This is a genomic window from Pseudomonas sp. NPDC012596, from assembly GCF_042902325.1.
In the GTDB taxonomy this organism is placed as follows: Bacteria; Pseudomonadota; Gammaproteobacteria; order Pseudomonadales; family Pseudomonadaceae; genus Aquipseudomonas.
In genome coordinates, this window is the sequence record NZ_JBIBEB010000002.1 from 179,424 (window position 1) to 201,829 (window position 22,406).

Sequence of the window (22,406 nt, forward strand, 5' to 3'; positions counted from 1 at the left end):
GGCTGAACCCATGAAGATCGGTGTAATCGGTGGCGGCCAGTTGGGCCGCATGCTGGCCCTGGCGGGCACCCCGCTGGGCATGAATTTCGCCTTCCTCGACCCGGCGCCTGACGCCTGCGCCGCGCCGCTGGGCGATCACCTGCGTGCCGACTACGGCGACCAGGCCCACCTGCGCCAGCTGGCCGACGAAGTTGACCTGGTGACCTTCGAGTTCGAAAGCGTCCCGGCCGAAACCGTGGCCTTCCTCTCGCAGTTCGTTCCGGTCTACCCGAGCGCCGAAGCGCTGCGCATCGCCCGCGACCGCCTGTTCGAGAAGAGCATGTTCCGCGACCTGGGTATTCCGACCCCGGCTTTCGCCGACATCCTCTCGCAGGCCGACCTCGACGCCGCAGTTGCCAGCATCGGTCTGCCGGCCGTGCTCAAGACCCGTACCCTGGGTTATGACGGCAAGGGGCAGAAAGTTCTGCGCACACCGGAAGACGTGGTTGGCACCTTTGCCGAGCTGGGCAGCGTGCCGTGCCTGCTGGAAGGCTTCGTACCGTTCACCGGTGAGGTCTCCCTGGTGGCCGTGCGTGCCCGCGACGGCGAAACGCGCTTCTACCCGCTGGTGCACAACACCCACGACAGCGGCATCCTGCGCCTGTCGGTGGCTAGCCAGGCGCACCCGCTGCAAGCGCTGGCCGAAGACTACGTCGGCCGGGTGCTCAAGCAGCTGGACTACGTGGGCGTGATGGCTTTCGAGTTCTTCGAAGTCGACGGTGGCCTCAAGGCCAACGAAATCGCTCCGCGGGTACACAACTCCGGGCACTGGACCATCGAAGGCGCCGAGTGCAGCCAGTTCGAAAACCACCTGCGCGCCGTTGCCGGCCTGCCGCTGGGTTCGACTGCCAAGGTCGGCGAGAGCGCCATGCTCAACTTCATCGGTGAAGTGCCGGCGGTGGACAAGGTCGTCGCCATCGACGACTGCCACCTGCACCATTACGGCAAGGCCTTCAAGGTCGGGCGCAAGGTCGGCCACGCCACCCTGCGTTGCAGTGACATGGCCACGCTCGAGCGCAAGATTGCCGAAGTAGAGGCTCTGATCAGCAACTGATCGGGCTTTGGATCGAACTTCTGCAAGCGGCTGGCCCTCTGAACATGGCAACGAGCCAAAGCCCGTCTAGGCTTTGGCTTGCTCCATCTTCACTGCAGAGGGAATGCCATGGGTATCATTGGAACCATCTTCATCGGCCTCATCGTCGGCCTGCTGGCCCGCTTCATCAAGCCGGGCGACGACAGCATGGGCTGGATCATGACCATCCTGCTGGGTATCGCCGGCTCCTTGCTCGCCACTTACGGTGGCCAGGCATTGGGGATCTACCAGGCCGGGCAGGCTGCGGGCTTCTTCGGCGCGCTGGTCGGTGCGGTGGTGCTTCTGGTGATCTACGGATTAATCAAGAAACGCTGAATACTGGTTAGAATGCTCGGCAATTCATCCGAGTTGCCGAGCATTTCCATGCGTGCCTTTTTCCTCATCCCCCTGCTTCTGGCCAGCACCCTGGCCCATGCCGAGCTGCCTGAAACCGACTGGCTGGAGCTGATGCCAAAGTCGGATCAGAAAGCCCTCGAACAGATGCCCGAGATCGACCACAACTCGCCGGAGGCCATGGGTACGTTCACCGACAAGGGTGGCCTGAAGCAGAGCAAGGGTTTGCCGGCGGTGATGTATTCGACCAAGACCGTGGCGGCAATGAACGGTAAGGAAATCCGCTTGGGTGGTTACCCGGTGCCGCTGGAGAGCGATGCCAAGGGCAACAGCACCCTGTTCTTCCTGGTGCCGTACCCTGGCGCCTGCATTCACGTGCCGCCGCCGCCGCCGAATCAGCTGGTGCTGGTGCGCTATGCAAAGGGATTGAAGATCGACGACATCTACACACCGCTTTGGGTTAGCGGGACGTTGAAGGTGGAGAAGGTCAGCAATGACCTGGCCGATGCGGCCTATGCGCTGGATGCGGGGAAGGTGAGGGTGGTAGAGGACGCTGATCTTTGAAGGTGACTGTACTGGCCCTATAGCCGGCAAGCCGGCTCCCCCAAGTTGGACTGCCCCCAAGAAGTTGGACACCCATCCAACCCTTGGGTACTCCAAGTACCCCGCAGTCTTCAAGCAGTGCAGTGTACCTGTGGGAGCCGGCTTGCCGGCGATAGGGCCGGTGATATCACTGCAAGGTTCAGGTCATTTCACAGCCAATGGTGACCTTCAGCGCAGTGCTCGCCCCCGGCTTCAACTCGACCACATCATCCCAGACATTCGCCGTCTCGATGCACAACATCCGCTGCCAGCCATCATCGGCCAGGTCGGGTAGCTCCCTGGCCCGTTCGGTCCAAGGGTTCCAGATTACCGCCGAGCGCGAACCGCTACTGGTCAGGGTAATGCGCCGGCCCCAGTGCGGGTCGACGATGCTCAGCCGAGCAGGGGTATCCAGGTAGATACGGTCGGTCTCACCGGTAAACGCCAGCGCACCTTGCTGCTCGCGCTGTTCCCAGTCCGCCAGAGTCTCGATGTAACCCAGCCCTTCGACACCTTCGACCCGCGCCTGGCGTACATCGCTGACGGCAAAGTAACTGTGCAGGGCCTGGCTGATGGTGACTGGGGTGTCGCCCAGGTTGCGGCTGGTCAGGGTCAGCTCAAGTGCATTCCCCATCACTACCGTCAGCCTCAGCTCGACGTCATGCGGCCAGTCCGGCAGATCACCCTGGGCTTGTGGCAGCTCGAATTCGATGCGCAGTGCGCTGCCCGCTTCTTCAATGCCCAGCAACTTCCAGTCACGGGTGCGGGCCAACCCATGGGCGGGGGCCTGCTTGCCAAGGTACATGCTTTGAACGGCTGCCGGGTTGCGCTGCAGGTTACCAAACCACGGCCAGCATACCGGCACGCCCGCGCGCACCGACTTGCCCTGCTGGAAGATGGCCTGGTCGCTCAGCCAAAGCAGCGGCGGCTCGCCGACACGCTGGTAGCTGAGGATCTGCGCACCCTGCTGGGCGATCAGTAGTTCGGCACGGTCGCTGGTAATACGCCAGCAGTTGAGTTCGCCGTGTAGCTCGGTTTCGACCTTGAAGGTAGCCATTGCGCTTGTCTCATTGATTGCCTGTGGGCCTTCGACCCGGTGACGTGCAATGAGTTTAACGCGCGAGTGGCTCAGCGACGAGGCACCGAGCGGGTGCGGCCGCTGCCATCGATGGCAACGAAGACGAACGCTGCTTCAGTGACCTTGCGCCATTCGCTTGAAAGCGGGTCGTCGCTCCACACCTCGACCATCATCTGGATCGAGCTTCGGCCGATTTCCAGGGTCTGGGTATAAAAGGACAACTGCGCGCCCACGGCTACCGGCACCAGGAACGCCATGCGGTCGATCGCTACCGTGGCCACCCGGCCGCCAGCGACGCGGCTGGCCATGGCCGTGCCGGCGAGGTCCATCTGGGCGACTAGCCAGCCGCCAAAAATGTCGCCGAAACCGTTGGTTTCGCGGGGCAACGCAGTAATCTGCAAGGCCAGGTCGCCTTGCGGGATAGGATCTTCTTGTTCGAGCTCAATCATGCGGTGGGGCCTCTGACCCGTGACGCTTTCGTTGGTGTGGCGCAAAGGCCGGGTAAACGATTCAGCTTGAAACATACTACGCCGATTTCGTTTCGCTGGACGGCCATAGGGAAACTCTGCGAAACCGTCTGACAGTAAAGACCGGCGTTTTCGCACAACATCCCAGGTGGGCAGCAACGTTTTCCTACGAGCGGCCAGTATATATAGCCGAACGCCCAGCGACGACCGCACATTCATGAATATCTGTATGGATTTTGTATCGCTTTCAGCACGGCTCGGCAATTTGCTATCTTCGCCTGTCCCAGCAATCCAGAAGCCGCGCGCCAAGCGGCCTGCATGACCTACAAGAGAAGAACGAGCGATGACCTCCGTGCCGAGCAGTATCGAGCAGCCCTCGCGGCCGCTGACCCGCAGTGACTACAAGACCCTTTCACTGTCCGCCCTCGGCGGAGCCCTGGAGTTCTACGACTTCATCATTTTCGTGTTCTTCGCCACGGTGGTCGGCAAGCTGTTCTTCCCGCCCGACATGCCCGAATGGCTACGTTTGATGCAGACCTTCGGCATCTTTGCCGCCGGCTACCTGGCCCGCCCGCTGGGCGGGATCGTCATGGCCCACTTCGGCGACCTGCTCGGGCGCAAGAAGATGTTCACCCTGAGCATCTTCATGATGGCCCTGCCGACGTTGATCATGGGCCTGCTGCCGACCTATGCACAGATCGGCCTGTGGGCGCCGATCCTGCTGTTGCTGATGCGCGTGATCCAGGGGGCGGCGATCGGTGGCGAGGTGCCGGGCGCGTGGGTGTTCGTCTCCGAGCACGTACCGGCACGCAACACTGGCTACGCCTGCGGCACGCTGACGGCTGGCCTCACCTCGGGCATCCTGCTGGGCTCGCTGGTCGCCACGCTGATCAACAGTGTCTATACCCCCGTTGAGGTGGCGGATTACGCCTGGCGCATCCCGTTCCTGCTCGGTGGTGTATTCGGCCTGTTCTCGGTGTACCTGCGCCGCTGGTTGCACGAAACCCCGGTGTTCGCCGAGATGCAGCAGCGCAAGGCGCTGGCCGAAGAGCTGCCGCTGCGTGCGGTGCTGCGTGACCACCGTGGCGCGATCGTCCTGTCGATGCTTCTGACCTGGCTGCTGTCGGCCGGCATCGTGGTGGTGATCCTGATGACCCCGGCGCTGCTGCAGAGCTTCTACCAGGTCAGCCCCACCGACTCGCTCAAGGCAAACAGCCTGGCCATCGTCCTGCTCAGCCTCGGCTGCATCGCAGCCGGCCGCCTGGCCGACCGCTTCGGCGCCGGGCGCGTGTTCATCGTTGGCAGCCTGTTGCTGCTGGCCAGCTCCTGGGCCTTCTACCACAGCTTGCCGACCCGCCCCGACCTGCTATTCCCGCTGTATGCGCTGACCGGTTTGTGCGTCGGTATTGTCGGTGCTGTGCCCTATGTGATGGTCAAGGCCTTCCCGCCGGTAGTGCGGTTCAGCGGGTTGTCTTTCTCCTACAACATGGCCTACGCGATCTTCGGCGGGTTGACGCCGATGGTGGTGACCGCGCTGCTCAAGGTTAGCCCGATGGCACCTGCTTATTATGTTGCCGGCCTGTGCGCCGTAGGTCTGATTGTGGGCCTGTACCTGCTGGCGAATAAGCGCTGAAACCTATCTAACTCCGCTCCTGCAACATTTTGAAAGGCCATCCCCGGTTTCCGGTGATGGCCTTTCATCCAATTGTCATATTGAAGTCATATCGTGTTCATGCGGCCTGCAGATACTTGGGCCCGATCCATCCAACACCCCCAATATTCCTGCTAGGAGCAAGGCATGAAACTGAAGCGTTTGATGGCGGCCCTTACCTTCGCCGCCGCTGGCGTAGCAACCGCCAATGCGGTAGCCGCTGTCGACCCAGCAATCCCGACCTACACCAAGACCACCGGTGTTTCGGGCAACCTCTCCAGCGTCGGTTCGGACACCCTCGCCAACCTGATGACTCTGTGGGCCGAGGCCTACAAGAAGGAATATCCAAACGTAAACATCCAGATCCAGGCTGCCGGCTCCTCCACCGCGCCACCCGCGCTGACCGAAGGCACCGCCAACCTCGGCCCGATGAGCCGCAAGATGAAGGACGTCGAGCTGCAGGCGTTCGAGCAGAAGTACGGCTACAAGCCGACCGCCATCCCGGTTGCCGTCGACGCCCTGGCCGTATTCGTGCACAAGGACAACCCGATCAAAGGCCTGACAATGGCCCAGGTCGATGCGATCTTCTCGTCCACCCGCCTGTGCGGCGCCAAGGCCGATGTCAAAACCTGGGGTGACCTGGGCGTGACCGGCGACCTGGCCAACAAGCCAGTGCAGCTGTTCGGCCGCAACTCGGTGTCGGGTACCTACGGCTACTTCAAGGAAGAAGCCCTGTGCAAAGGCGATTTCAAGCCTAACGTCAACGAACAGCCTGGTTCGGCCTCGGTGGTGCAGTCGATCAGCTCCTCGCTGAACGGCATCGGCTACTCGGGTATCGGCTACAAGACCGCCAGCGTCAAGACAGTACCCTTGGCCAAGAAAGAAGGCGGTGAGTTCATCGAAGACAACGAAGCCAACGCCCTGAACGGTTCGTATCCGCTGTCGCGCTTCCTCTACGTCTACGTCAACAAAGCCCCGAACAAGCCTCTGGCCCCGCTGGACGCCGAGTTCATCAAGCTGGTGCTGTCGCAAGCTGGCCAGCAGGTCGTGGTGAAGGATGGTTACATCCCGCTGCCGGCCAAAGTGGTCGACAAGACCCTGGCTGACCTGGGCCTGTCCCACGCCGGTAACGTTGCAAAGAAGTAAGTAACTGAGGAAGAGGCCGGCACTGCTGCTGGCCTCCTCCACGAATTCTCGGTCCGAAGCCAGGGTTCCTGAGCGGCGGGCTTTTTTGCGTCAATGCACTGTCATGTTTTTGTCATACGGGACCGCTAGGGTGTGCGCATGAATGATCTGGCCAACTCCACAATGACCCAAAATTCCCCTCCCGTGCGGATTGATTTCAATACGCCCGAGTTGCAACGCAAGCGCCGCATGCGCGCTCTCAAGGATCGCCTGACCCGCTGGTATGTACTGGTGGGCGGGCTTGCCGTGCTGGCAGCCATCACCCTGATCTTCTTCTACCTGGCTTACGTGGTGCTGCCGCTGTTCCAGGGCGCCGAGCTAACCAGCAAGAAGGCACTGGAGCCGACCTGGCTGCAGCAGGATGCCGGCAAGCCGCTGATGATCGCCCTTGAAGAGCAGAACCTGGTCGGCATGCGCGTTTCGGACAAGGGTCAGGCACTGTTCTTCGATACCAAGACCGGTAATGAGCTCAAGCGTGTCGACCTGCCGCTGCCAGCAGGCACGCAAGTCAGTTCGATCAGCACCGACCAGCCGGGCAGCCCGATGGTGGTGCTGGGGCTGTCCAACGGTAAGGCGCTGGTGTTCCACCACACCTACAAGATCACTTACCCGGACAACAAGAAGACCATCACCCCCGGCATCGACTACCCATACGGCCAGGAGCCGTTCGTGCTCGATGACCAAGGCCGTGCGCTGGAACACGTCAGCGTCAACGTCAACGGCGATACCCTGCTGCTGGCCGGCTCTACCGGCGCGCACCTGCAGGTGCTCGAGCTGACGCGCACCGAGAACATGATGACCGACGAGGTCACCACCGAAGAGAACCGCATCGAACTGCCGCAGATGACCGAGACGGTGAAGAACATCTTCATCGACCCGCGCCAGCAGTGGCTGTACGTGATCAACGGCCGTGCCACCGCAGACGTTTTCAGCCTGCGTGACAAGAGCCTCAACGGCCGCTACAAGCTGTCCGAGAGCGCCGACACCGAGATCACCGCCACCGCGCAACTGGTCGGCGGCATCTCGCTGATCGTGGGTGACTCCAAAGGTGGCCTGGCCCAGTGGTTCATGGCCCGCGACCCAGATGGCGAATCGCGCTTCAAGCAGATCCGCACCTTCCAGATGGGCAAGGCGCCGGTTGTGCAGATCGATGCCGAAGAGCGCCGCAAGGGCTTCATCGCCCTGGACAGCGACGGCAAGCTTGGTGTGTTCCACAGCACCGCGCACCGTACTCTGCTGGTTGAGGCGGCTGCCGAAGGTGCTGGCATTCTGGCCCTGTCGCCACGGGCCAACCGCATCATCATCGAAGAAGGTGGCAAGCTGCTGCCGCTGAGCCTGAAGAACCCGCACCCTGAAGTGTCCTTCAGCGCACTGTGGGGCAAGGTCTGGTACGAGAACTACGACGAGCCCAAGTACGTCTGGCAGTCGACCGCTTCGAACACCGACTTCGAGCCCAAGCTGAGCCTGTCGCCACTGACCTTCGGTACCCTCAAGGCCGCGTTCTACGCGATGATCCTGGCGGCACCGTTGGCCATTGCCGCTGCCATCTACACCGCCTACTTCATGGCCCCGGGCATGCGCCGCAAGGTCAAGCCGGTGATCGAACTGATGGAAGCGATGCCGACGGTGATCCTCGGCTTCTTCGCCGGCCTGTTCCTGGCACCGTACCTGGAAGGCCACCTGCCGGGTGTGTTCAGCCTGTTCGTGCTGATGCCGTTCGGCATCCTGCTGGCGGGCTTCATCTGGAGCCGCCTGCCGGAGTCGATCCGCCTGCGTGTGCCGGATGGTTGGGAAGCCGCGATCCTGATCCCGGTGATCCTGTTCACCGGCTGGTTCGCCCTGACCATGAGCCCGTACCTGGAGACCTGGTTCTTCGGCGGTGACATGCGCCTGTGGATCACCAACGACCTGGGTATCACCTACGACCAGCGCAACGCCCTGGTAGTCGGTATCGCCATGGGCTTCGCGGTTATCCCGAACATCTACTCGATCGCCGAAGACGCCGTGTTCAGCGTGCCGCGCAGCCTGACCCTGGGCTCCCTGGCCCTGGGTGCGACGCCGTGGCAGACCCTGACCCGCGTGGTCATCCTGACCGCCAGCCCGGGTATTTTCTCGGCGCTGATGATCGGTATGGGCCGTGCGGTGGGCGAGACCATGATCGTGCTGATGGCCACCGGCAACACCCCGGTGATGGAGATGAACCTGTTCGAAGGTATGCGCACCCTGGCCGCCAACGTGGCGGTCGAGATGCCCGAGTCGGAAGTTGGCGGCAGCCATTATCGCGTGCTGTTCCTCGCAGCACTTGTGCTGCTGATGTTCACCTTCGTCATGAACACCTTGGCCGAGCTGATTCGCCAGCGTCTGCGCAAGAAATACTCGTCGCTTTGATAGAAAGGTAGAGATCCGTGAAAAAGGATTCCCTCAAAGGCTGGTTCAAGAGCGGCGCCCCCGGCGTCTGGATCAGCGGTGGCGCGGTGGCCATGGCGGTGATCATGACCGTCGGCCTGCTGGCTGTGATCGCCGTGCGCGGCCTGGGCCACTTCTGGCCTGCCGACCTGGTCCAGGCAACCTACAAGGTGCCGGGCCAGGCTGACCATATCGTGGTCGGTGAAGTGGTACAGAAGGAAGAGGTGCCCCGCGCCCGCCTGAAAGGTGCCGGCTTGCCGGTACCGGACGAAGGCCCGGAGTTCATGACTCGCGAGCTGATCAAGGTGGGTAACCGCGACCTCAACGGCAGCGACTTCACCTGGGTGGTCGGCGACTGGCTGGTCGATGAACAGCACCCGGCCGACCTGATCGCCCTGGAGCGCCGCGAGTGGGGCAACTTCTATGGCTACCTGGTCAGCGTCAAGGAAGAAGGCCGTGTCGTTGCCCAAGGCGCTGATGCCTGGAATGAGCTGCAAGCCCGCCTCAAGCGCGCCAACCAGCTCAACGGCGAACTGCAGCAGCTTGAGAAGAAAGACATCGGTGCCATCAACCATGGCCTCGAACGCCTGCGCCTGCACGGTCGCAAGCTGGAGCTGGAAGGCAAGCTGGACGCTGCTGCCCAGGCCGACATGGACGCCGAGCGTGCCGAGCTGAACAACCGCTACAAGGCCATCGAAGACCGCCTCAGCGGCCTGCACCAGGCGTTCGCCCGCGACAGCCTGGTCGCCCGCGACGGCAACGGCCGCGAAGTGGAGATCAACCTGAGCAAGGTGGTGCATGCCATCCAGCCGAACGGCATGTCCGGGCTGACCAAGATGGGCACCTACTTCGCCAAGGTCTGGGAGTTCCTCAGCGACGACCCGCGTGAAGCCAACACCGAGGGCGGTATCTTCCCGGCGATCTTCGGTACCGTGATGATGACCCTGATCATGGCCGTGATCGTTACACCGTTCGGCGTACTGGCCGCGGTCTACCTGCGTGAATACGCCAGGCAAGGCCCGGTGACCCGCCTGATCCGCATCGCCGTGAACAACCTGGCGGGCGTTCCGGCGATCGTCTACGGCGTGTTCGGCCTGGGCTTCTTCGTCTACGTGCTGGGTGGTTCGATCGACCGGCTGTTCTTCCCTGAATCGCTGCCGGCACCGACCCTGGGTACCCCGGGCCTGCTGTGGGCATCGCTGACCCTGGCGCTGCTGGCGGTGCCGGTGGTGATCGTGGCCACCGAAGAAGGCCTGGCGCGCATCCCACGCACGGTGCGTGAGGGTTCGCTGGCGCTGGGTGCGACCAAGGCCGAGACCCTGTGGAAGATCGTGCTGCCGATGGCCAGCCCGGCGATGATGACCGGCATGATCCTCGCCGTGGCCCGCGCTGCCGGTGAAGTAGCGCCGCTGATGCTGGTGGGTGTAGTGAAGCTGGCGCCGTCGTTGCCGCTGGACGGCAACTACCCGTACCTGCACCTGGACCAAAAAATCATGCACCTGGGCTTCCACATCTACGACGTCGGCTTCCAGAGCCCCAACGTCGAGGCCGCGCGGCCACTGGTGTACGCCACCGCGCTGCTGCTGGTAATGGTGATTGCCACCCTCAACCTCTCGGCGGTGTGGATCCGTAACCACTTGCGCGAGAAGTACAAGGCGCTCGACCACTGAGCCTGATTTGCAAGCGTGCCGCCCGCAGCCGGGCGGCCCTTTGAAACGAATTGATAGCGTATGGAGTTGACCATGCAGCAAGAATCCCACACCCACGGCATCGACATGTCTGCCCTGGGCCGCGACAAGCAGAGCCTGCGCCTGGCCGAAGAAACCGTTGCCATCGAAGTACCGGGCCTGAGCCTGTTCTATGGCGACAAGCAAGCCCTGTTCGACGTCAGCCTGAATATCCCCAAGCAGCGCGTGACCGCCTTCATCGGCCCGTCCGGCTGCGGCAAATCGACCCTGCTGCGTACCTTCAACCGCATGAACGACCTGGTTGACGGCTGCCGCGTTGAAGGCGCCATCAACCTGTACGGTAACAACATCTACCGCAAGGGCGAGGACGTGGCCGAGCTGCGCCGCCGCGTCGGGATGGTGTTCCAGAAGCCCAACCCGTTCCCCAAGACCATCTACGAGAACGTGGTCTACGGTCTGCGGATCCAGGGCATCAACAAGAAGCGCGTGCTCGACGAGGCCGTCGAGTGGGCCCTGAAGGGCGCCGCCCTGTGGGACGAGGTCAAGGACCGCCTGCACGACTCGGCTCTGGGCCTGTCGGGTGGCCAGCAGCAGCGTCTGGTGATTGCCCGTACCATCGCCGTGGAGCCCGAAGTACTGCTGCTCGACGAACCTTGCTCGGCACTTGACCCGATCTCGACCTTGAAGGTCGAAGAGCTGATCTACGAACTGAAATCCAAGTACACCATCGTTATCGTGACCCACAACATGCAACAGGCGGCCCGTGTTTCGGACTACACCGCCTTCATGTACATGGGCAAACTGGTCGAATTCGGTGATACCGACACCCTGTTCACCAACCCGGCGAAGAAGCAGACCGAAGACTACATCACCGGTCGCTACGGCTAGGCACCTCCCCCCGTGGGAGCGGGGGCCAGGGAACGATACGAACTACTTGAAGCTTGCAGCTTCTTCGCGGAGCGAAACGATGATCAACAAAGAAAGCCTGACGCACCATATTTCCCAACAGTTCAACGCCGAGCTGGAGGAGGTGCGCAGCCACCTCCTGGCCATGGGCGGCCTGGTCGAAAAGCAGGTCAACGACGCGGTCACCGCGCTGATCGAGGCCGACTCGGGCCTGGCCCAGCAGGTGCGGGAAGTCGACGAGCAGATCAACCAGATGGAGCGGAACATCGACGAGGAGTGCGTGCGCATCCTCGCCCGTCGTCAGCCGGCGGCCTCCGACCTGCGGCTGATCATCAGCATCTCCAAGTCGGTGATCGACCTGGAGCGCATTGGTGACGAATCGACCAAGATCGCCCGCCGCGCCATCCAGTTGTGCGAGGAAGGCGAGTCGCCGCGCGGTTACGTCGAAGTGCGCCACATCGGCGACCAGGTACGCAACATGGTGCGTGACGCGCTCGACGCCTTCGCCCGCTTCGACGCCGACCTGGCGCTGTCGGTGGCGCAGTACGACAAGACCATCGACCGTGAGTACAAGACCGCTCTGCGCGAGCTGGTGACCTACATGATGGAAGACCCGCGGTCGATCTCGCGGGTGTTGAGCGTTATCTGGGCCCTGCGTTCGCTGGAGCGTATCGGCGACCACGCGCGCAACATCTCGGAGCTGGTGATCTACCTGGTTCGCGGCACCGATGTGCGCCACATGGGCCTCAAGCGCATGAAGGCAGAAGTCCAGGGTACTGCGCTGGATGAGGCCGAAATCGCTAATGTTCCGGCTGAACCGGACGATAAATAAGATTGCTCCCGAGCATCGACGCCCGGCCTTCGCCGGGCGTTTTCGTTTGCGCCAGAGCAGTCAGCAGGCACCCGCGAACGATGCAAAGAAGTCCCGGCGTGGCCCAGGTATTGGCAAATGGCCACCAATCGACGGTAGGCTAGTCCGGGTTCAAGAGGAGTATCGATGAGTAAAGTCAATGTGCTGGTCGTGGATGACGCGCCGTTCATTCGTGATCTGGTAAGGAAGTGCCTGCGTAATGCCTTCCCCGGCATGGTCATCGAAGACGCGGTCAACGGCCGCAAGGCCATGACCCTATTGGGCAAAGAGCAGTTCGACCTGGTCCTGTGCGACTGGGAGATGCCGGAAATGTCCGGCCTGGAACTGCTCACCTGGTGCCGTCAGCAGCCAGAGATGAAGAGCCTGCAGTTCATCATGGTGACCAGCCGTGGCGACAAGGAGAACGTGATTCAGGCCATCCAGGCCGGCGTGTCCGACTTCGTCGGCAAGCCGTTCACCAATGAGCAGCTGCTGACCAAGGTAAAAAAGGCCCTGACCAGGATCGGCAAGCTCGACAGCCTTATGGCAGGTGGCCCGGCGCGGGTCAACTCGGCATTTGCCAACGACTCCTTGAGCGCGCTGACTGGCGGCAAGCCTGAAGCGGTCAAGGTTGCGGCACCTGCAGCGGCCAAACCGTTGATCAACGCGCCGCAGCCGCAGACTGCAGCCGCTGCTGCACAGTCCGGCCGTGGCCAGGGCCAGTTGCGCCTGTCCAGCGGCACCCAGCCTTGCGTCATCAAGGCCCTGAGCCTCAAGGAGGCGCTGCTGGTGGTGCGTCGCAGTGCCAACCTGCCCCAGGTGCTGGAAGGGGCGGTGCTTGACCTGGAGCAGGGCGAGAGCGCCGAGGTGGCCCGCTTGAATGGTTACCTGCATGCCGTGGCAGCGCTGGAGCAGAAGCCTGACAGCGACTGGTTGCAGCTGACGTTCAAGTTCGTCGATCAGGATGCGCAGAAGCTCGATTACCTGTCGCGGTTGATCGCCCGTGGTACTGCGCAGAAGCATTTCACCCCCGGCGCCTGATCTGGCCTCAAGCCGGCTCCCACAGAAAAAACGCTAACTTACTGATTTGGCGGGGATCCTGTCGGAGCGGCTTCAGCCGCGAACACCGGCGAAGCCGGTGCCAACCACCGCGGCGCCTGCTTCGCGGCTGAAGCCGCTCCTACAGGGTATGCGGCGCGCTCGCGGGCCTGCAGTCTGTGGCCACCCTGTGGGAGCCGGCATCCGACCAACTGTCATACCGCTGCGCAAATCCCGCTGCTAGGCTTCGACAGAACGTCATCTGTCAAAAAGCCACTATCATGCCCGCCATCGCCCGCTTGCTGCTTTTGTGTGCCTTGCTTTCGGCCTCGGCGTCGAGTTTGGGCATGACCATCTACAAGACCACTGACAATTTCGGCGTAGCTTCCTATTCCGAGCGGCCCAGCCCAGGCGCAAAAGCCTTCGAGCTGCGCGAGCCAATGTTCGAGCGGTTGGACGGCCAGGTGCGCCTGCAGACCGAGCCGTTCCCCGGCGGTGTTCGCTTCGTGGTGCGTAACGAGCTTTACGTGCCCATGCAGGTCGAGCTGCGCATCGACCAGCTGGCCAATGCCTTCGGCGGCAATGGCCCCCGGCTGATACGTGCCGTGGTCGGGCCGCGCTCTACCAAGGTGCTCAGCTCGGTACTGGCGGCGCCCGGCGGGCCGCTGAAGTATGCCAGCAACTTTCAATACGCCATGGGCGACCCTGGCCAGCGTTCGCAGGCCTATCGCTACCCCTTCCCGTGGAAAGGCGGGCCGTTCCGGCTCAGCCAGGGGCCCAACGGCCGCTTCAGCCATTTCGGCCCCAAGGGCCGTTACGCCATAGACATCGCCATGCCGGAAGGCACACCGATCATTGCGGCGCGGGGTGGGATGGTGGTGAAAGTCGAGAACAACCAGACCGGGCGAGGCACCCACCCCTCAGGCAATTTCGTGCGCATTCTGCACCCGGACGGCACCATGGGCGTGTACCTGCACCTGATGCGCGGTTCGGTAGTGGTAGCCGAGGGGCAGCAGGTGGCGTTGGGGCAGGCGCTGGCGAAGTCGGGCAATACCGGCAACAGCAGCGGGCCGCACCTGCACTTCGTGGTGCAGCGCAACGTCGGGCTGGCGCTGGAGTCGATACCCTTTCAGTTCGACCGGCCGATCGGCGGGCTGCCGGACTTCACGGCCGGCAACCCTTGAGGATACTTGCTCCTGTGTGATTTATAAGCTACAAATGCTTTATGAAGAGCATCAAACAAACTGCCACCTACAGGAATTGGGAACGCAAGCTTCGGGACAAGCAGGCAAGGGCTATCATCGCCGCACGTATTTTTCGTCTGGCGCATGGATTGCTAGGTGATGTTCAGCCTGTGGGTCAAGGCATCAGTGAACTGCGTATCCACCACGGCCCCGGTTACCGCGTGTATTTCCAGCAGCGTGGACATCAGCTGGTATTGTTGTTGTGTGGTGGAGACAAGAGCAGCCAGGCACGCGATATCGAGACAGCGAAAACCCTGGCCAGCCAGTGGAGTGACGACGAATGAAAGAACAGTTCTATGACTATGATCCAGCCGAAGCGCTGACGGACGCAGAATCAATCGCCGTGTTTATGGAGGACGCTTTCGAAACGGGTGATGCAGCCTACATCGCGCAGGCTCTTGGTGTGGTCGCTCGCGCTAAGGGAATGTCGGCCATAGCGAATGAGGCAGGCGTTTCCCGGGAGCACCTCTACCGTTCGTTCTCGGAAAAGGGCAACCCCACCTTGAAAACAATGCTGGCGGTGATGCGAGCCGTTGGTTTGGACCTGACGACCCGCAAGCACATAAAACCTGCACACTGACCAGCATTATCCACCGGGCCGCGATGCGGCCCGGTTGCGTCAATCGAGCTTGAGCACCTTGGCCAACACGATCTTCGGCCCTTTCATCTTCTTGATGATGATGCGCAGGCCCTCGACCTCCAGCACTTCCTCTTCTTCAGGCACGCGCTTGAGGGTCTCGTAGATCAGCCCTGCCAGGGTTTCCGCCTCGATGTGGTCAAGGTCGATGCCTAGCAGGCGCTCGACCTTGAACAGCGGCGTATCGCCACGCACCAGCAGCTTGCCCGGCTGGTAGGCGAGGATGCCGCGCTCGGTCTTGCGGTGCTCGTCTTGAATGTCACCCACCAGCACTTCCAGCACGTCTTCCATGGTCAGGTAACCGATCACCTTGCCATCGGCTTCCTCGACCAGCACGAAGTGCGCGCCACCCTTGCGGAACTGCTCCAGCAACTGCGACAGCGGCATATGCCGCGACACGCGCTCCAGCGGGCGGGCCAGGTCTTCGAGGTCGACGGTTTCCGGCAGGTGTTCCAGCTCGGCCAGCTCCAGCAGCAGGTCCTTGATGTGCAGAAGCCCGGTGAATTCTTCACGCTCGGCGTCGTACAGCGGGTAGCGGCTGAACTTGTGGCGGCGCACCAGGGCGAGGATTTCCTTGAGCGGTGCATGGGCGTCGATGCTGACCATGTCCTCACGGGAGTTGGCCCAGTCGACCACCTCCAGCTCGCCCATTTCCACGGCCGAGGCCAGCACGCGCATGCCCTGGTCGCTTGGGTCCTGGCCTCGGCTGGAGTGCAGGATCAGCTTGAGCTCTTCGCGGCTGTAATGGTGCTCGTGGTGCGGGCCTGGCTCGCCCTGGCCGGCAATGCGCAGGATGGTGTTGGCGCTGGCGTTGAGCAGGTAGATGGCCGGGTACATCAACCAGTAGAACAGGTACAGCGGCACGGCCGTCCACAGCGACAGCAGCTCGGGTTTGCGGATCGCCCAGGACTTGGGCGCCAGCTCGCCGACCACGATGTGCAGGTACGAGATGACGAAGAAGGCGACGAAGAACGACACGGCCTTGATCAGTTCGGGGGTATCGACCCCGAAATAGGCCAGCAGCGGTTCGAGCAGGTGGGCGAATGCCGGTTCACCGACCCAGCCAAGGCCCAGCGAGGCGAGGGTGATACCCAGCTGGCAGGCCGACAGGTAGGCGTCGAGCTGGTTGTGTACCTTGCGCAGGATGCTGCCGCGCCAGCCGTGCTGTTCGGCAATGGACTCGACGCGCGTGGAGCGCAGCTTGACCATGGCGAACTCGGCGGCAACGAAGAAGCCGTTGAGCAGCACCAGGAACAAGGCAAAAAGGATCATGCCGAAATCGGCGAAGAGCGAGGTGAGGCTGATACCAGGGGAAGGGTCCATGATGGAGTTTTTACGGGGTCCGTCTTAGAAAAGGTAGAAAGAAAAGTGCCAGCGTTTGCTGGCACAGGGGATCCAATGTAGCGGCTGGGGCGACAAAAGCAAAGTGGCCCTTGGCATCAACCCTTGTCGTTGGCCAATTGTGCCAGCGGGAAGTGACAGGTGAACGTGCTGCCGTGGCCTGGCACGCTGCTGATCTCCAGGCGCCCGCGGTGGCGCATCAGCACATGCTTGACGATCGCCAGCCCCAGCCCGGTACCCCCGGTATTGGAGGCTCGGCTGGAATCGACGCGGTAGAAGCGTTCGGTCAGGCGTGGCAGGTGTTTGGCGTCGATACCGACCCCCGAGTCCTGCACCGACAGGTGGGCGCCCTGTTCGTCGGCCCACCAGCGGATGCGGATGCTGCCGGCGTCTTGGGTGTATTTCACCGCGTTGAACACCAGGTTGGAGAACGCGCTACGCAGTTCCGACTCGCTGCCCTTCAAACGCAGGCCTGGCGAGGCCTCCAGGGTAATGCGCTGGTTGCGGGGGCCGGACAGCGCCTGGGCGTCGTTGTTGATCGCGGCCAGCAACGCATCGACTGGCACCGGCTGGTTGTCCGACGGGTAGTCGGTGGCTTCCAGCTTGGCCAGCAGCAGCAGGTCGTTGAGCAGCGTTTGCATGCGCGAACCTTGCTGGCTCATCTGCTGCAGCGCCCGGCTCCACCGCGGGTTCACGTCCTCGACGTTATCCAGCAGGGTTTCCAGGTAGCCGCTGATGACCGTCAGCGGCGTACGCAGCTCGTGCGAGACGTTGGCCACGAAGTCCTTGCGCATCTGTTCGAGCTGATGGATGCGGGTGACGTCGCGCACCAGCATCAGGTGCTCGTTGTTGCCATAGCGGGTGAGGTGCAGCTGCACCCGCATGCGGTCATTGATCGGGGAGGGGATTTCCAGCGGTTCGGCGTAGTTTTCCGACTCGAAGTATTCCTTGAAGCGTGGGTGGCGCACCAGGTTGGTGACCGGCTGGCCACCATCCTGCGGGGTCTTGAAGCCCAGCAGGGTTTCGGCTGCGCGGTTCCACCACTCCAGGTTGCCGTCGCTGTCGAGCATGATCACCGCGTCACGCAGGGCGGCGGTGGACTCCTGCACCCGGTCGATCACCGCCTGCAAGCGGCCGCGTACGCGCTGGTCGCGGCGCTGCAGGTGGTAAATGCTGTCGAATACCTCGCCCCACAGGCCATAGCCATCGGGCGGTGCCTCATCGGGCTTGTGGTTGCGCAGCCAGTCGTGCAGGCGCAGCAGCTGTTTGAGGGTCCAACCCAGGTAGAAGCCCAGGCCGATGGCCAGACTCCAGCCGTAATAGCCGCTGACCAGGCCGCCAATCAGGCAGACAGTGATCAGCAGCAACAAGTGGCGAATCAGGGTCGCGTGCCAGTTCTGGTTCAATTGACGGTCCTTGTACAACGACGTGCAGGCTTGCGCTCAGGTGCTCGATCAGCTTTTGGTCGAGAAGCGGTAGCCAGTGCCCCGGACGGTTTGTACCAGATTTTCATACGCTTCACCCAGCGCCTTGCGCAGGCGACGGATGTGCACGTCGACCGTGCGCTCCTCGACGTAGACGTTGCCGCCCCAGACCTGGTCGAGCAACTGACCGCGGGTGTAGGCGCGCTCCTGGTGGGTCATGAAGAACTGCAGCAGGCGGTATTCGGTGGGGCCCATTTCGGCCGGTTTGCCGTCGATGGTCACGCGGTGGCTGATCGGGTCGAGCAGCAGGCCACCGACTTCGATCGGCGCTTCGCTGTCGCTCGGGCCGGTGCGGCGCAGCACGGCTTTCAGGCGCGCCACCAGCTCGCGTGGCGAAAACGGCTTGGTGATGTAGTCATCGGCGCCGACTTCCAGGCCCTGGATTTTGTTGTCCTCTTCACCCTTGGCGGTCAGCATGATGATCGGAATATCACCGGTCAGCTCATCGCGCTTGAGGCGGCGGGCCAGTTCGATGCCGGAGGTGCCGGGCAGCATCCAGTCGAGCAGGATCAGGTCAGGCTTGCGGTCAACGATGATCGCATGGGCCTGCTGCGAGTTCTCGGCTTCCAGGCAGTCATAGCCGGCCATTTCCAGGGCAACGGCGATCATCTCGCGAATAGGTGCTTCGTCGTCGACGATCAGAATGTTTCTGCCAACCATGCTCTAAACCTCTCCTGGAATATCGTGTCTGGCCCGCATTAGATAACGGAATTATTGCAGCTGTGTGACAGAGGGTTGGCCGTTCTGGCGACATTGCATGACTGGGCTAGGCTTGAAAGGGCCGCCGCGGCGGCAATCTGAACTCTCTCCACCCCCGAATTTATGGTGATTCCAATGACACGACACACGCTGAGCTGGATGGCCCTTTTCGCTGCGCTGGCGCTGCCAGGGGTGGCGTCGGCCCACCATGCCATGGAGAAGGACGGCATGTGGGTCGATCATGCCGGCATGACCCTGTACACCTTTGACAAGGATGCGGGCGGCAAGTCGGTGTGCAATGACGATTGCGCCAAGAACTGGCCGCCGCTGATTGTGAACAAGGATGATGAAGCGCCGAAAGGCAAGTGGACGCATGTCACGCGCAATGACGGCAAGATGCAATGGGCCTACGATGGCAAACCCCTGTACACCTTCGTCAAGGACAAGAAAGCCGGTGACATGACCGGTGACGGGGTGAAAGACGTCTGGCATGTCGCCAAGCCTTGAGCCTGCCGGGGGCCGCTTCGCGGCCCATCGCCGGCAATCCAGCTCCCACAGTTGTTGTGCAGGCCTCGCAGGCAGCGCTGTACCTGTGGGAGCTGGCTTGCCGGCGATAGGGCCATCAGCCTTGACGCAGTGTGTAGTCGAGCACTACCCCGATGAACACCAGCAGCCCCGCCCAGTGATTGTGCAGAAACGCCTTGAAGCACGACTCGCGGTCCAGCTTGCGCGTAGACCAGTATTCCCAGGCAAAGCACAGCGCCGCACCCAGCAGCCCGAGGTGGAACCAGCCACCCAGCTCGAAGCGGCTACCCGCAAGCAGCAAGCAACCCAGCGACAGCAGCTGCAGGGTCAGAATGATGCTCCGGTCGGCATCCCCAAACAGAATTGCGGTCGATTTCACGCCAATCTTCAGGTCATCGTCCCGGTCCACCATGGCGTAATAGGTGTCATAGCCCACCGTCCACAAAAGGTTGGCGATGTACAGCAGCCAGGCACTGGCCGGCAGCTCGCCGCCGGCGGCGGTGAAGGCCATGGGAATGCCCCAGGAATAGGCCGCGCCCAGTACCACCTGCGGGTAATAGGTGTAGCGCTTCATGAACGGGTAGCAGAACGCCAGGGCCACCGCGCCGAATGACAGCCACACGGTCTGGCTGTTGGTGCACAGCACCAGCAGGAAGCTCACGGCCACCAGGATGGCGAACAGCGCCAACGCCTCGCGCGGTTTGACCCGGCCGCTGGCCAGTGGGCGGTCGGCTGTGCGTTTGACGTGGCCGTCCACCTTGCGGTCGGCGAAGTCGTTGATACAGCAGCCAGCGGCGCGCATCAGCACTACGCCGAGGCCGAAGATCAGCACGTTGGCCAGGGTGGGCGAACCTTGGCCGGCAATCCACACCGCCGACAGGGTCGGCCACAGCAACAGGTAGATACCGATCGGCCTGTCCATGCGGCTGAGCTGGACGAAGTCCCAGGCGCGTGGGTGCACGCGGTTGAGGGATTTGAGCAGTTGCATGTACATCAGCGGTTATCCTCCTTGGCCGCTCGCCACAATGCCGGCAGGAACACCTCGGCCACCAGCAGGTCGAGGCCGTCGCGTTCGAAGCGCGAACGCCGCCCCCACAACCCGTCATGGGCTGCTTCGGCAGGCAACCAGCGCTGTGGATAAGTGGACACCTCGATGGGGTGGCGGACGAACGCCTGGTCGCAGAACAGCAGTTCGCCTAGCGAACGGCTGCCCAGGGTTTCCAGGTCCAGCCCGCCGCGCTCCAACGCACTGCGGCTGGCCACGCTGCGGGCGAACACCCAAGGCTCGCCGTGGCCGCGCAGGTACACCTCGCGCACCCAGCCTTCTGCGCCCGGTACGATGCCCAGCGCCAGGCATTCGTCATCGCGCAGCGGCTGCCAGCCTTCGAACAGGGGCGTGACGCTGAAGTGGTCGTGGGACAGGCGGGTCAGGCGGCGAGTCAGGGAACCTTCGTCGAACAGCCAGTCGAGAGTAGGCTGGTCGATATTCGCCAGCTGTGAATACGGCAGCCACGCGACAGCGGCTGCTTGCGGGGATTCGTACGACACGTCGGTATGCTTTGTTACAGCCAGAGAGGCGGCGAGCTTAGCATGATTGCCTCGACTGCTTGCATAATGCCCGTGAACGGGCCACGAGCCCAAATAACGAAGCCTGAACGCCGAGGAACCAGAATCGATGAAGAAGTGGCAATGTATTGTCTGTGGCCTGATCTATGACGAAGCCGAAGGCTGGCCGGATGATGGCATCGAGCCGGGCACCCGCTGGGAAGACGTGCCTGAAGACTGGCTGTGCCCCGACTGCGGCGTCGGCAAAAGCGACTTTGAAATGATCGCCATCGGCTGATCGCACTTCCGTTAAACAGAGGAAAGCACGACATGACGTCCCCCGTGGTGATCATCGGTACCGGCCTGGCCGGCTACAACCTGGCCCGCGAATTTCGCAAGCTTGATGGCGAGACGCCGCTGCTGCTGATTACCGCCGACGACGGCCGCTCCTATTCAAAGCCCATGCTCTCTACAGGCTTTGCCAAGCAGAAGGACGCAGACGGCCTGTGCATGGCCGAGCCGGGCGCCATGGCCGCGCAGCTGAAGGCCGAGGTCCGCACGCACACCCGTATCAGCGGCATCGACCCCGGCCACAAGCGCCTGTGGATCGGTGAAGAGGCGGTGGAGTACCGCGACCTGGTGCTGGCCTGGGGCGCGCAGACTGTCCAGGTGCCCATCGAGGGCGATGGCGCCGGGCAGGTGTTCCCGATCAATGACCTGGAAGACTATGCGCGTTTCCGTGCCGCCGCAGTTGGCAAGCGGCGTGTGTTGATCCTCGGCGCCGGCCTGATCGGCTGCGAGTTCGCCAATGACATGAGCCTGGGCGGCTTCCAGGTGGATGTGGTGGCGCCGTGTGAACAAGTCATGCCGACGTTACTGCACCCCGCAGCGGCCGCTGCGGTGCAGGGTGGCCTGCAGGGCCTGGGCGTGCGCTTTCACCTCGGCCCGGTGCTGACACGCCTGCAGCAGGTGAGTGATGGCCTTGAAGCGCATCTGTCCGATGGCAGTGTCATCCCCTGCGATCTGGTGGTGTCGGCCATCGGCCTGCGCCCGCGCACCGACCTGGCTGCTGCGGCCGGCCTGCAGACCAATCGCGGGGTGGTCGTGGACCGCCAACTGCGGGCCTCCCACGCCAACATCTTTGCGCTGGGCGATTGCGCCGAGGTCGATGGCATCAACCTGCTCTATGTGATGCCCCTGATGGCCTGCGCACGTGCCCTGGCGCAGACCCTGGCAGGCACCCCTACAGCGGTCAGCTATGGGCCGATGCCGGTCACGGTTAAGACGCCGGCTTGCCCCTTGGTGGTTTCCCCTGTGCCCCAGGGCCGTGAAGGTAACTGGCAGGTCGAAGGGCAGGGCAGTGACCTGAAAGCCCTCTGTTACGCCGCCGATGGCCAGTTGCTGGGTTACGCCCTGACGGGTAACGCGGTCATGGAAAAACTGGCGTTGAATCGGCAGTTACCGGCGCTCATGGCGTAAATAGCGGGCGTTCTGTCGGGTTTATCCTGTTATTGCCTGCACAATGGCCGCCCAGATACTGGCGCGGCCCCGGAGGGCGTGCCATTCTCACTTCCGTCTGCCGCAGATTAGAGCCTGCGGTGCCTTGAACGCTGCT

Annotated in this window: 23 protein-coding genes; 16 read left to right on the top strand and 7 right to left on the bottom strand. The window is 62.6% G+C overall.

The window, feature by feature from the left end; genetic code table 11:
• Window positions 1-10: 10 nt before the first annotated feature.
• From ACFY68_RS03355 to ACFY68_RS03365, 3 genes are all read left to right on the top strand, one after another.
• On the top strand, window positions 11-1,093 hold the full coding sequence (locus tag ACFY68_RS03355; protein ID WP_346612694.1) for a 5-(carboxyamino)imidazole ribonucleotide synthase: 1,083 nt from the start codon (window positions 11-13) through the stop codon (window positions 1,091-1,093).
• 108 nt (window positions 1,094-1,201) lie between these two features.
• A complete protein-coding gene (locus ACFY68_RS03360) occupies window positions 1,202-1,447 on the top strand; it encodes a GlsB/YeaQ/YmgE family stress response membrane protein (protein ID WP_027592121.1) in 246 nt (81 codons plus the stop codon).
• A gap of 48 nt (window positions 1,448-1,495) precedes the next feature.
• Window positions 1,496-2,029 (top strand): DUF3299 domain-containing protein, encoded by a 534-nt coding sequence (locus ACFY68_RS03365; RefSeq protein ID WP_346612693.1) that lies wholly within the window; start codon window positions 1,496-1,498, stop codon window positions 2,027-2,029.
• 178 nt (window positions 2,030-2,207) lie between these two features.
• On the opposite strand, the gene ACFY68_RS03370 is transcribed toward ACFY68_RS03365, so the two are convergent.
• Complete coding sequence (locus ACFY68_RS03370; RefSeq protein ID WP_387523255.1) at window positions 2,208-3,104, bottom strand: D-hexose-6-phosphate mutarotase; 897 nt, start codon at window positions 3,102-3,104, stop codon at window positions 2,208-2,210.
• A gap of 71 nt (window positions 3,105-3,175) precedes the next feature.
• On the bottom strand, window positions 3,176-3,574 hold the full coding sequence (locus ACFY68_RS03375) for an acyl-CoA thioesterase (protein WP_012274860.1): 399 nt from the start codon (window positions 3,572-3,574) through the stop codon (window positions 3,176-3,178).
• 361 nt (window positions 3,575-3,935) lie between these two features.
• Here ACFY68_RS03375 and ACFY68_RS03380 point away from each other — a divergent pair, with 361 nt between their 5' ends.
• From ACFY68_RS03380 to ACFY68_RS03425, 10 genes are all read left to right on the top strand, one after another.
• Window positions 3,936-5,225, top strand: a complete 1,290-nt coding sequence (locus ACFY68_RS03380) for an MFS transporter (protein ID WP_387523257.1) — start codon at window positions 3,936-3,938, stop codon at window positions 5,223-5,225.
• 165 nt (window positions 5,226-5,390) lie between these two features.
• Window positions 5,391-6,389 carry a phosphate ABC transporter substrate-binding protein PstS gene (locus ACFY68_RS03385; RefSeq protein WP_387523259.1) on the top strand — a complete coding sequence of 333 codons (999 nt, stop codon included), beginning with the start codon at window positions 5,391-5,393 and terminating at the stop codon, window positions 6,387-6,389.
• A 138-nt stretch (window positions 6,390-6,527) separates the two neighbouring features.
• A complete protein-coding gene (locus ACFY68_RS03390; protein ID WP_387523261.1) occupies window positions 6,528-8,816 on the top strand; it encodes a phosphate ABC transporter permease in 2,289 nt (762 codons plus the stop codon).
• 17 nt (window positions 8,817-8,833) lie between these two features.
• Window positions 8,834-10,504, top strand: coding sequence for a phosphate ABC transporter permease PstA (gene pstA, locus ACFY68_RS03395; RefSeq protein WP_387523263.1), 1,671 nt, complete (start codon window positions 8,834-8,836; stop codon window positions 10,502-10,504).
• Window positions 10,505-10,576: 72 nt separating this feature from the next.
• Window positions 10,577-11,410, top strand: a complete 834-nt coding sequence (gene pstB, locus ACFY68_RS03400) for a phosphate ABC transporter ATP-binding protein PstB (protein ID WP_346612679.1) — start codon at window positions 10,577-10,579, stop codon at window positions 11,408-11,410.
• A 79-nt stretch (window positions 11,411-11,489) separates the two neighbouring features.
• Entirely contained in the window at window positions 11,490-12,260 is a 771-nt protein-coding gene (gene phoU, locus ACFY68_RS03405; protein WP_346612678.1) for a phosphate signaling complex protein PhoU, read from the top strand.
• Window positions 12,261-12,425: 165 nt separating this feature from the next.
• Window positions 12,426-13,319: a response regulator gene (locus ACFY68_RS03410; RefSeq protein WP_387523265.1), complete on the top strand. Its 894-nt coding sequence runs from the start codon at window positions 12,426-12,428 to the stop codon at window positions 13,317-13,319.
• Between the two features lie 278 nt (window positions 13,320-13,597).
• Window positions 13,598-14,500 carry a M23 family metallopeptidase gene (locus ACFY68_RS03415; protein WP_387523267.1) on the top strand — a complete coding sequence of 301 codons (903 nt, stop codon included), beginning with the start codon at window positions 13,598-13,600 and terminating at the stop codon, window positions 14,498-14,500.
• A 41-nt stretch (window positions 14,501-14,541) separates the two neighbouring features.
• Complete coding sequence (locus tag ACFY68_RS03420) at window positions 14,542-14,844, top strand: type II toxin-antitoxin system RelE/ParE family toxin (RefSeq protein ID WP_387523268.1); 303 nt, start codon at window positions 14,542-14,544, stop codon at window positions 14,842-14,844.
• Entirely contained in the window at window positions 14,841-15,140 is a 300-nt protein-coding gene (locus ACFY68_RS03425) for an addiction module antidote protein (RefSeq protein ID WP_346612674.1), read from the top strand. Before ACFY68_RS03420 ends, ACFY68_RS03425 begins: the two co-directional genes overlap by 4 nt.
• A gap of 39 nt (window positions 15,141-15,179) precedes the next feature.
• Here ACFY68_RS03425 and ACFY68_RS03430 read toward each other — a convergent pair whose 3' ends face one another.
• From ACFY68_RS03430 to phoB, 3 genes are all read right to left on the bottom strand, one after another.
• The gene (locus tag ACFY68_RS03430) at window positions 15,180-16,520 is read right to left on the bottom strand and encodes a hemolysin family protein (protein ID WP_346612673.1); all 1,341 of its coding nucleotides are present in this window, start codon (window positions 16,518-16,520) and stop codon (window positions 15,180-15,182) included.
• Between the two features lie 116 nt (window positions 16,521-16,636).
• Window positions 16,637-17,944: a phosphate regulon sensor histidine kinase PhoR gene (phoR, locus tag ACFY68_RS03435; RefSeq protein WP_387523270.1), complete on the bottom strand. Its 1,308-nt coding sequence runs from the start codon at window positions 17,942-17,944 to the stop codon at window positions 16,637-16,639.
• Window positions 17,945-17,992: 48 nt separating this feature from the next.
• On the bottom strand, window positions 17,993-18,682 hold the full coding sequence (gene phoB, locus ACFY68_RS03440) for a phosphate regulon transcriptional regulator PhoB (RefSeq protein ID WP_003253341.1): 690 nt from the start codon (window positions 18,680-18,682) through the stop codon (window positions 17,993-17,995).
• Window positions 18,683-18,856: 174 nt separating this feature from the next.
• Between phoB and ACFY68_RS03445 the strand changes: the two genes are divergently transcribed.
• Window positions 18,857-19,228 (top strand): hypothetical protein, encoded by a 372-nt coding sequence (locus ACFY68_RS03445; protein WP_387523272.1) that lies wholly within the window; start codon window positions 18,857-18,859, stop codon window positions 19,226-19,228.
• Window positions 19,229-19,343: 115 nt separating this feature from the next.
• On the opposite strand, the gene ubiA is transcribed toward ACFY68_RS03445, so the two are convergent.
• Window positions 19,344-20,240, bottom strand: coding sequence for a 4-hydroxybenzoate octaprenyltransferase (gene ubiA / locus ACFY68_RS03450; protein ID WP_387523275.1), 897 nt, complete (start codon window positions 20,238-20,240; stop codon window positions 19,344-19,346).
• Window positions 20,240-20,794, bottom strand: coding sequence for a chorismate--pyruvate lyase family protein (locus ACFY68_RS03455; RefSeq protein ID WP_387523278.1), 555 nt, complete (start codon window positions 20,792-20,794; stop codon window positions 20,240-20,242). The genes ubiA and ACFY68_RS03455 overlap by 1 nt, the downstream gene beginning before the upstream one ends.
• A gap of 127 nt (window positions 20,795-20,921) precedes the next feature.
• Between ACFY68_RS03455 and ACFY68_RS03460 the strand changes: the two genes are divergently transcribed.
• Complete coding sequence (locus ACFY68_RS03460; RefSeq protein WP_346612668.1) at window positions 20,922-21,089, top strand: rubredoxin; 168 nt, start codon at window positions 20,922-20,924, stop codon at window positions 21,087-21,089.
• Between the two features lie 32 nt (window positions 21,090-21,121).
• On the top strand, window positions 21,122-22,270 hold the full coding sequence (locus ACFY68_RS03465; protein WP_387523280.1) for an NAD(P)/FAD-dependent oxidoreductase: 1,149 nt from the start codon (window positions 21,122-21,124) through the stop codon (window positions 22,268-22,270).
• The last annotated feature ends 136 nt before the right edge of the window (window positions 22,271-22,406 follow it).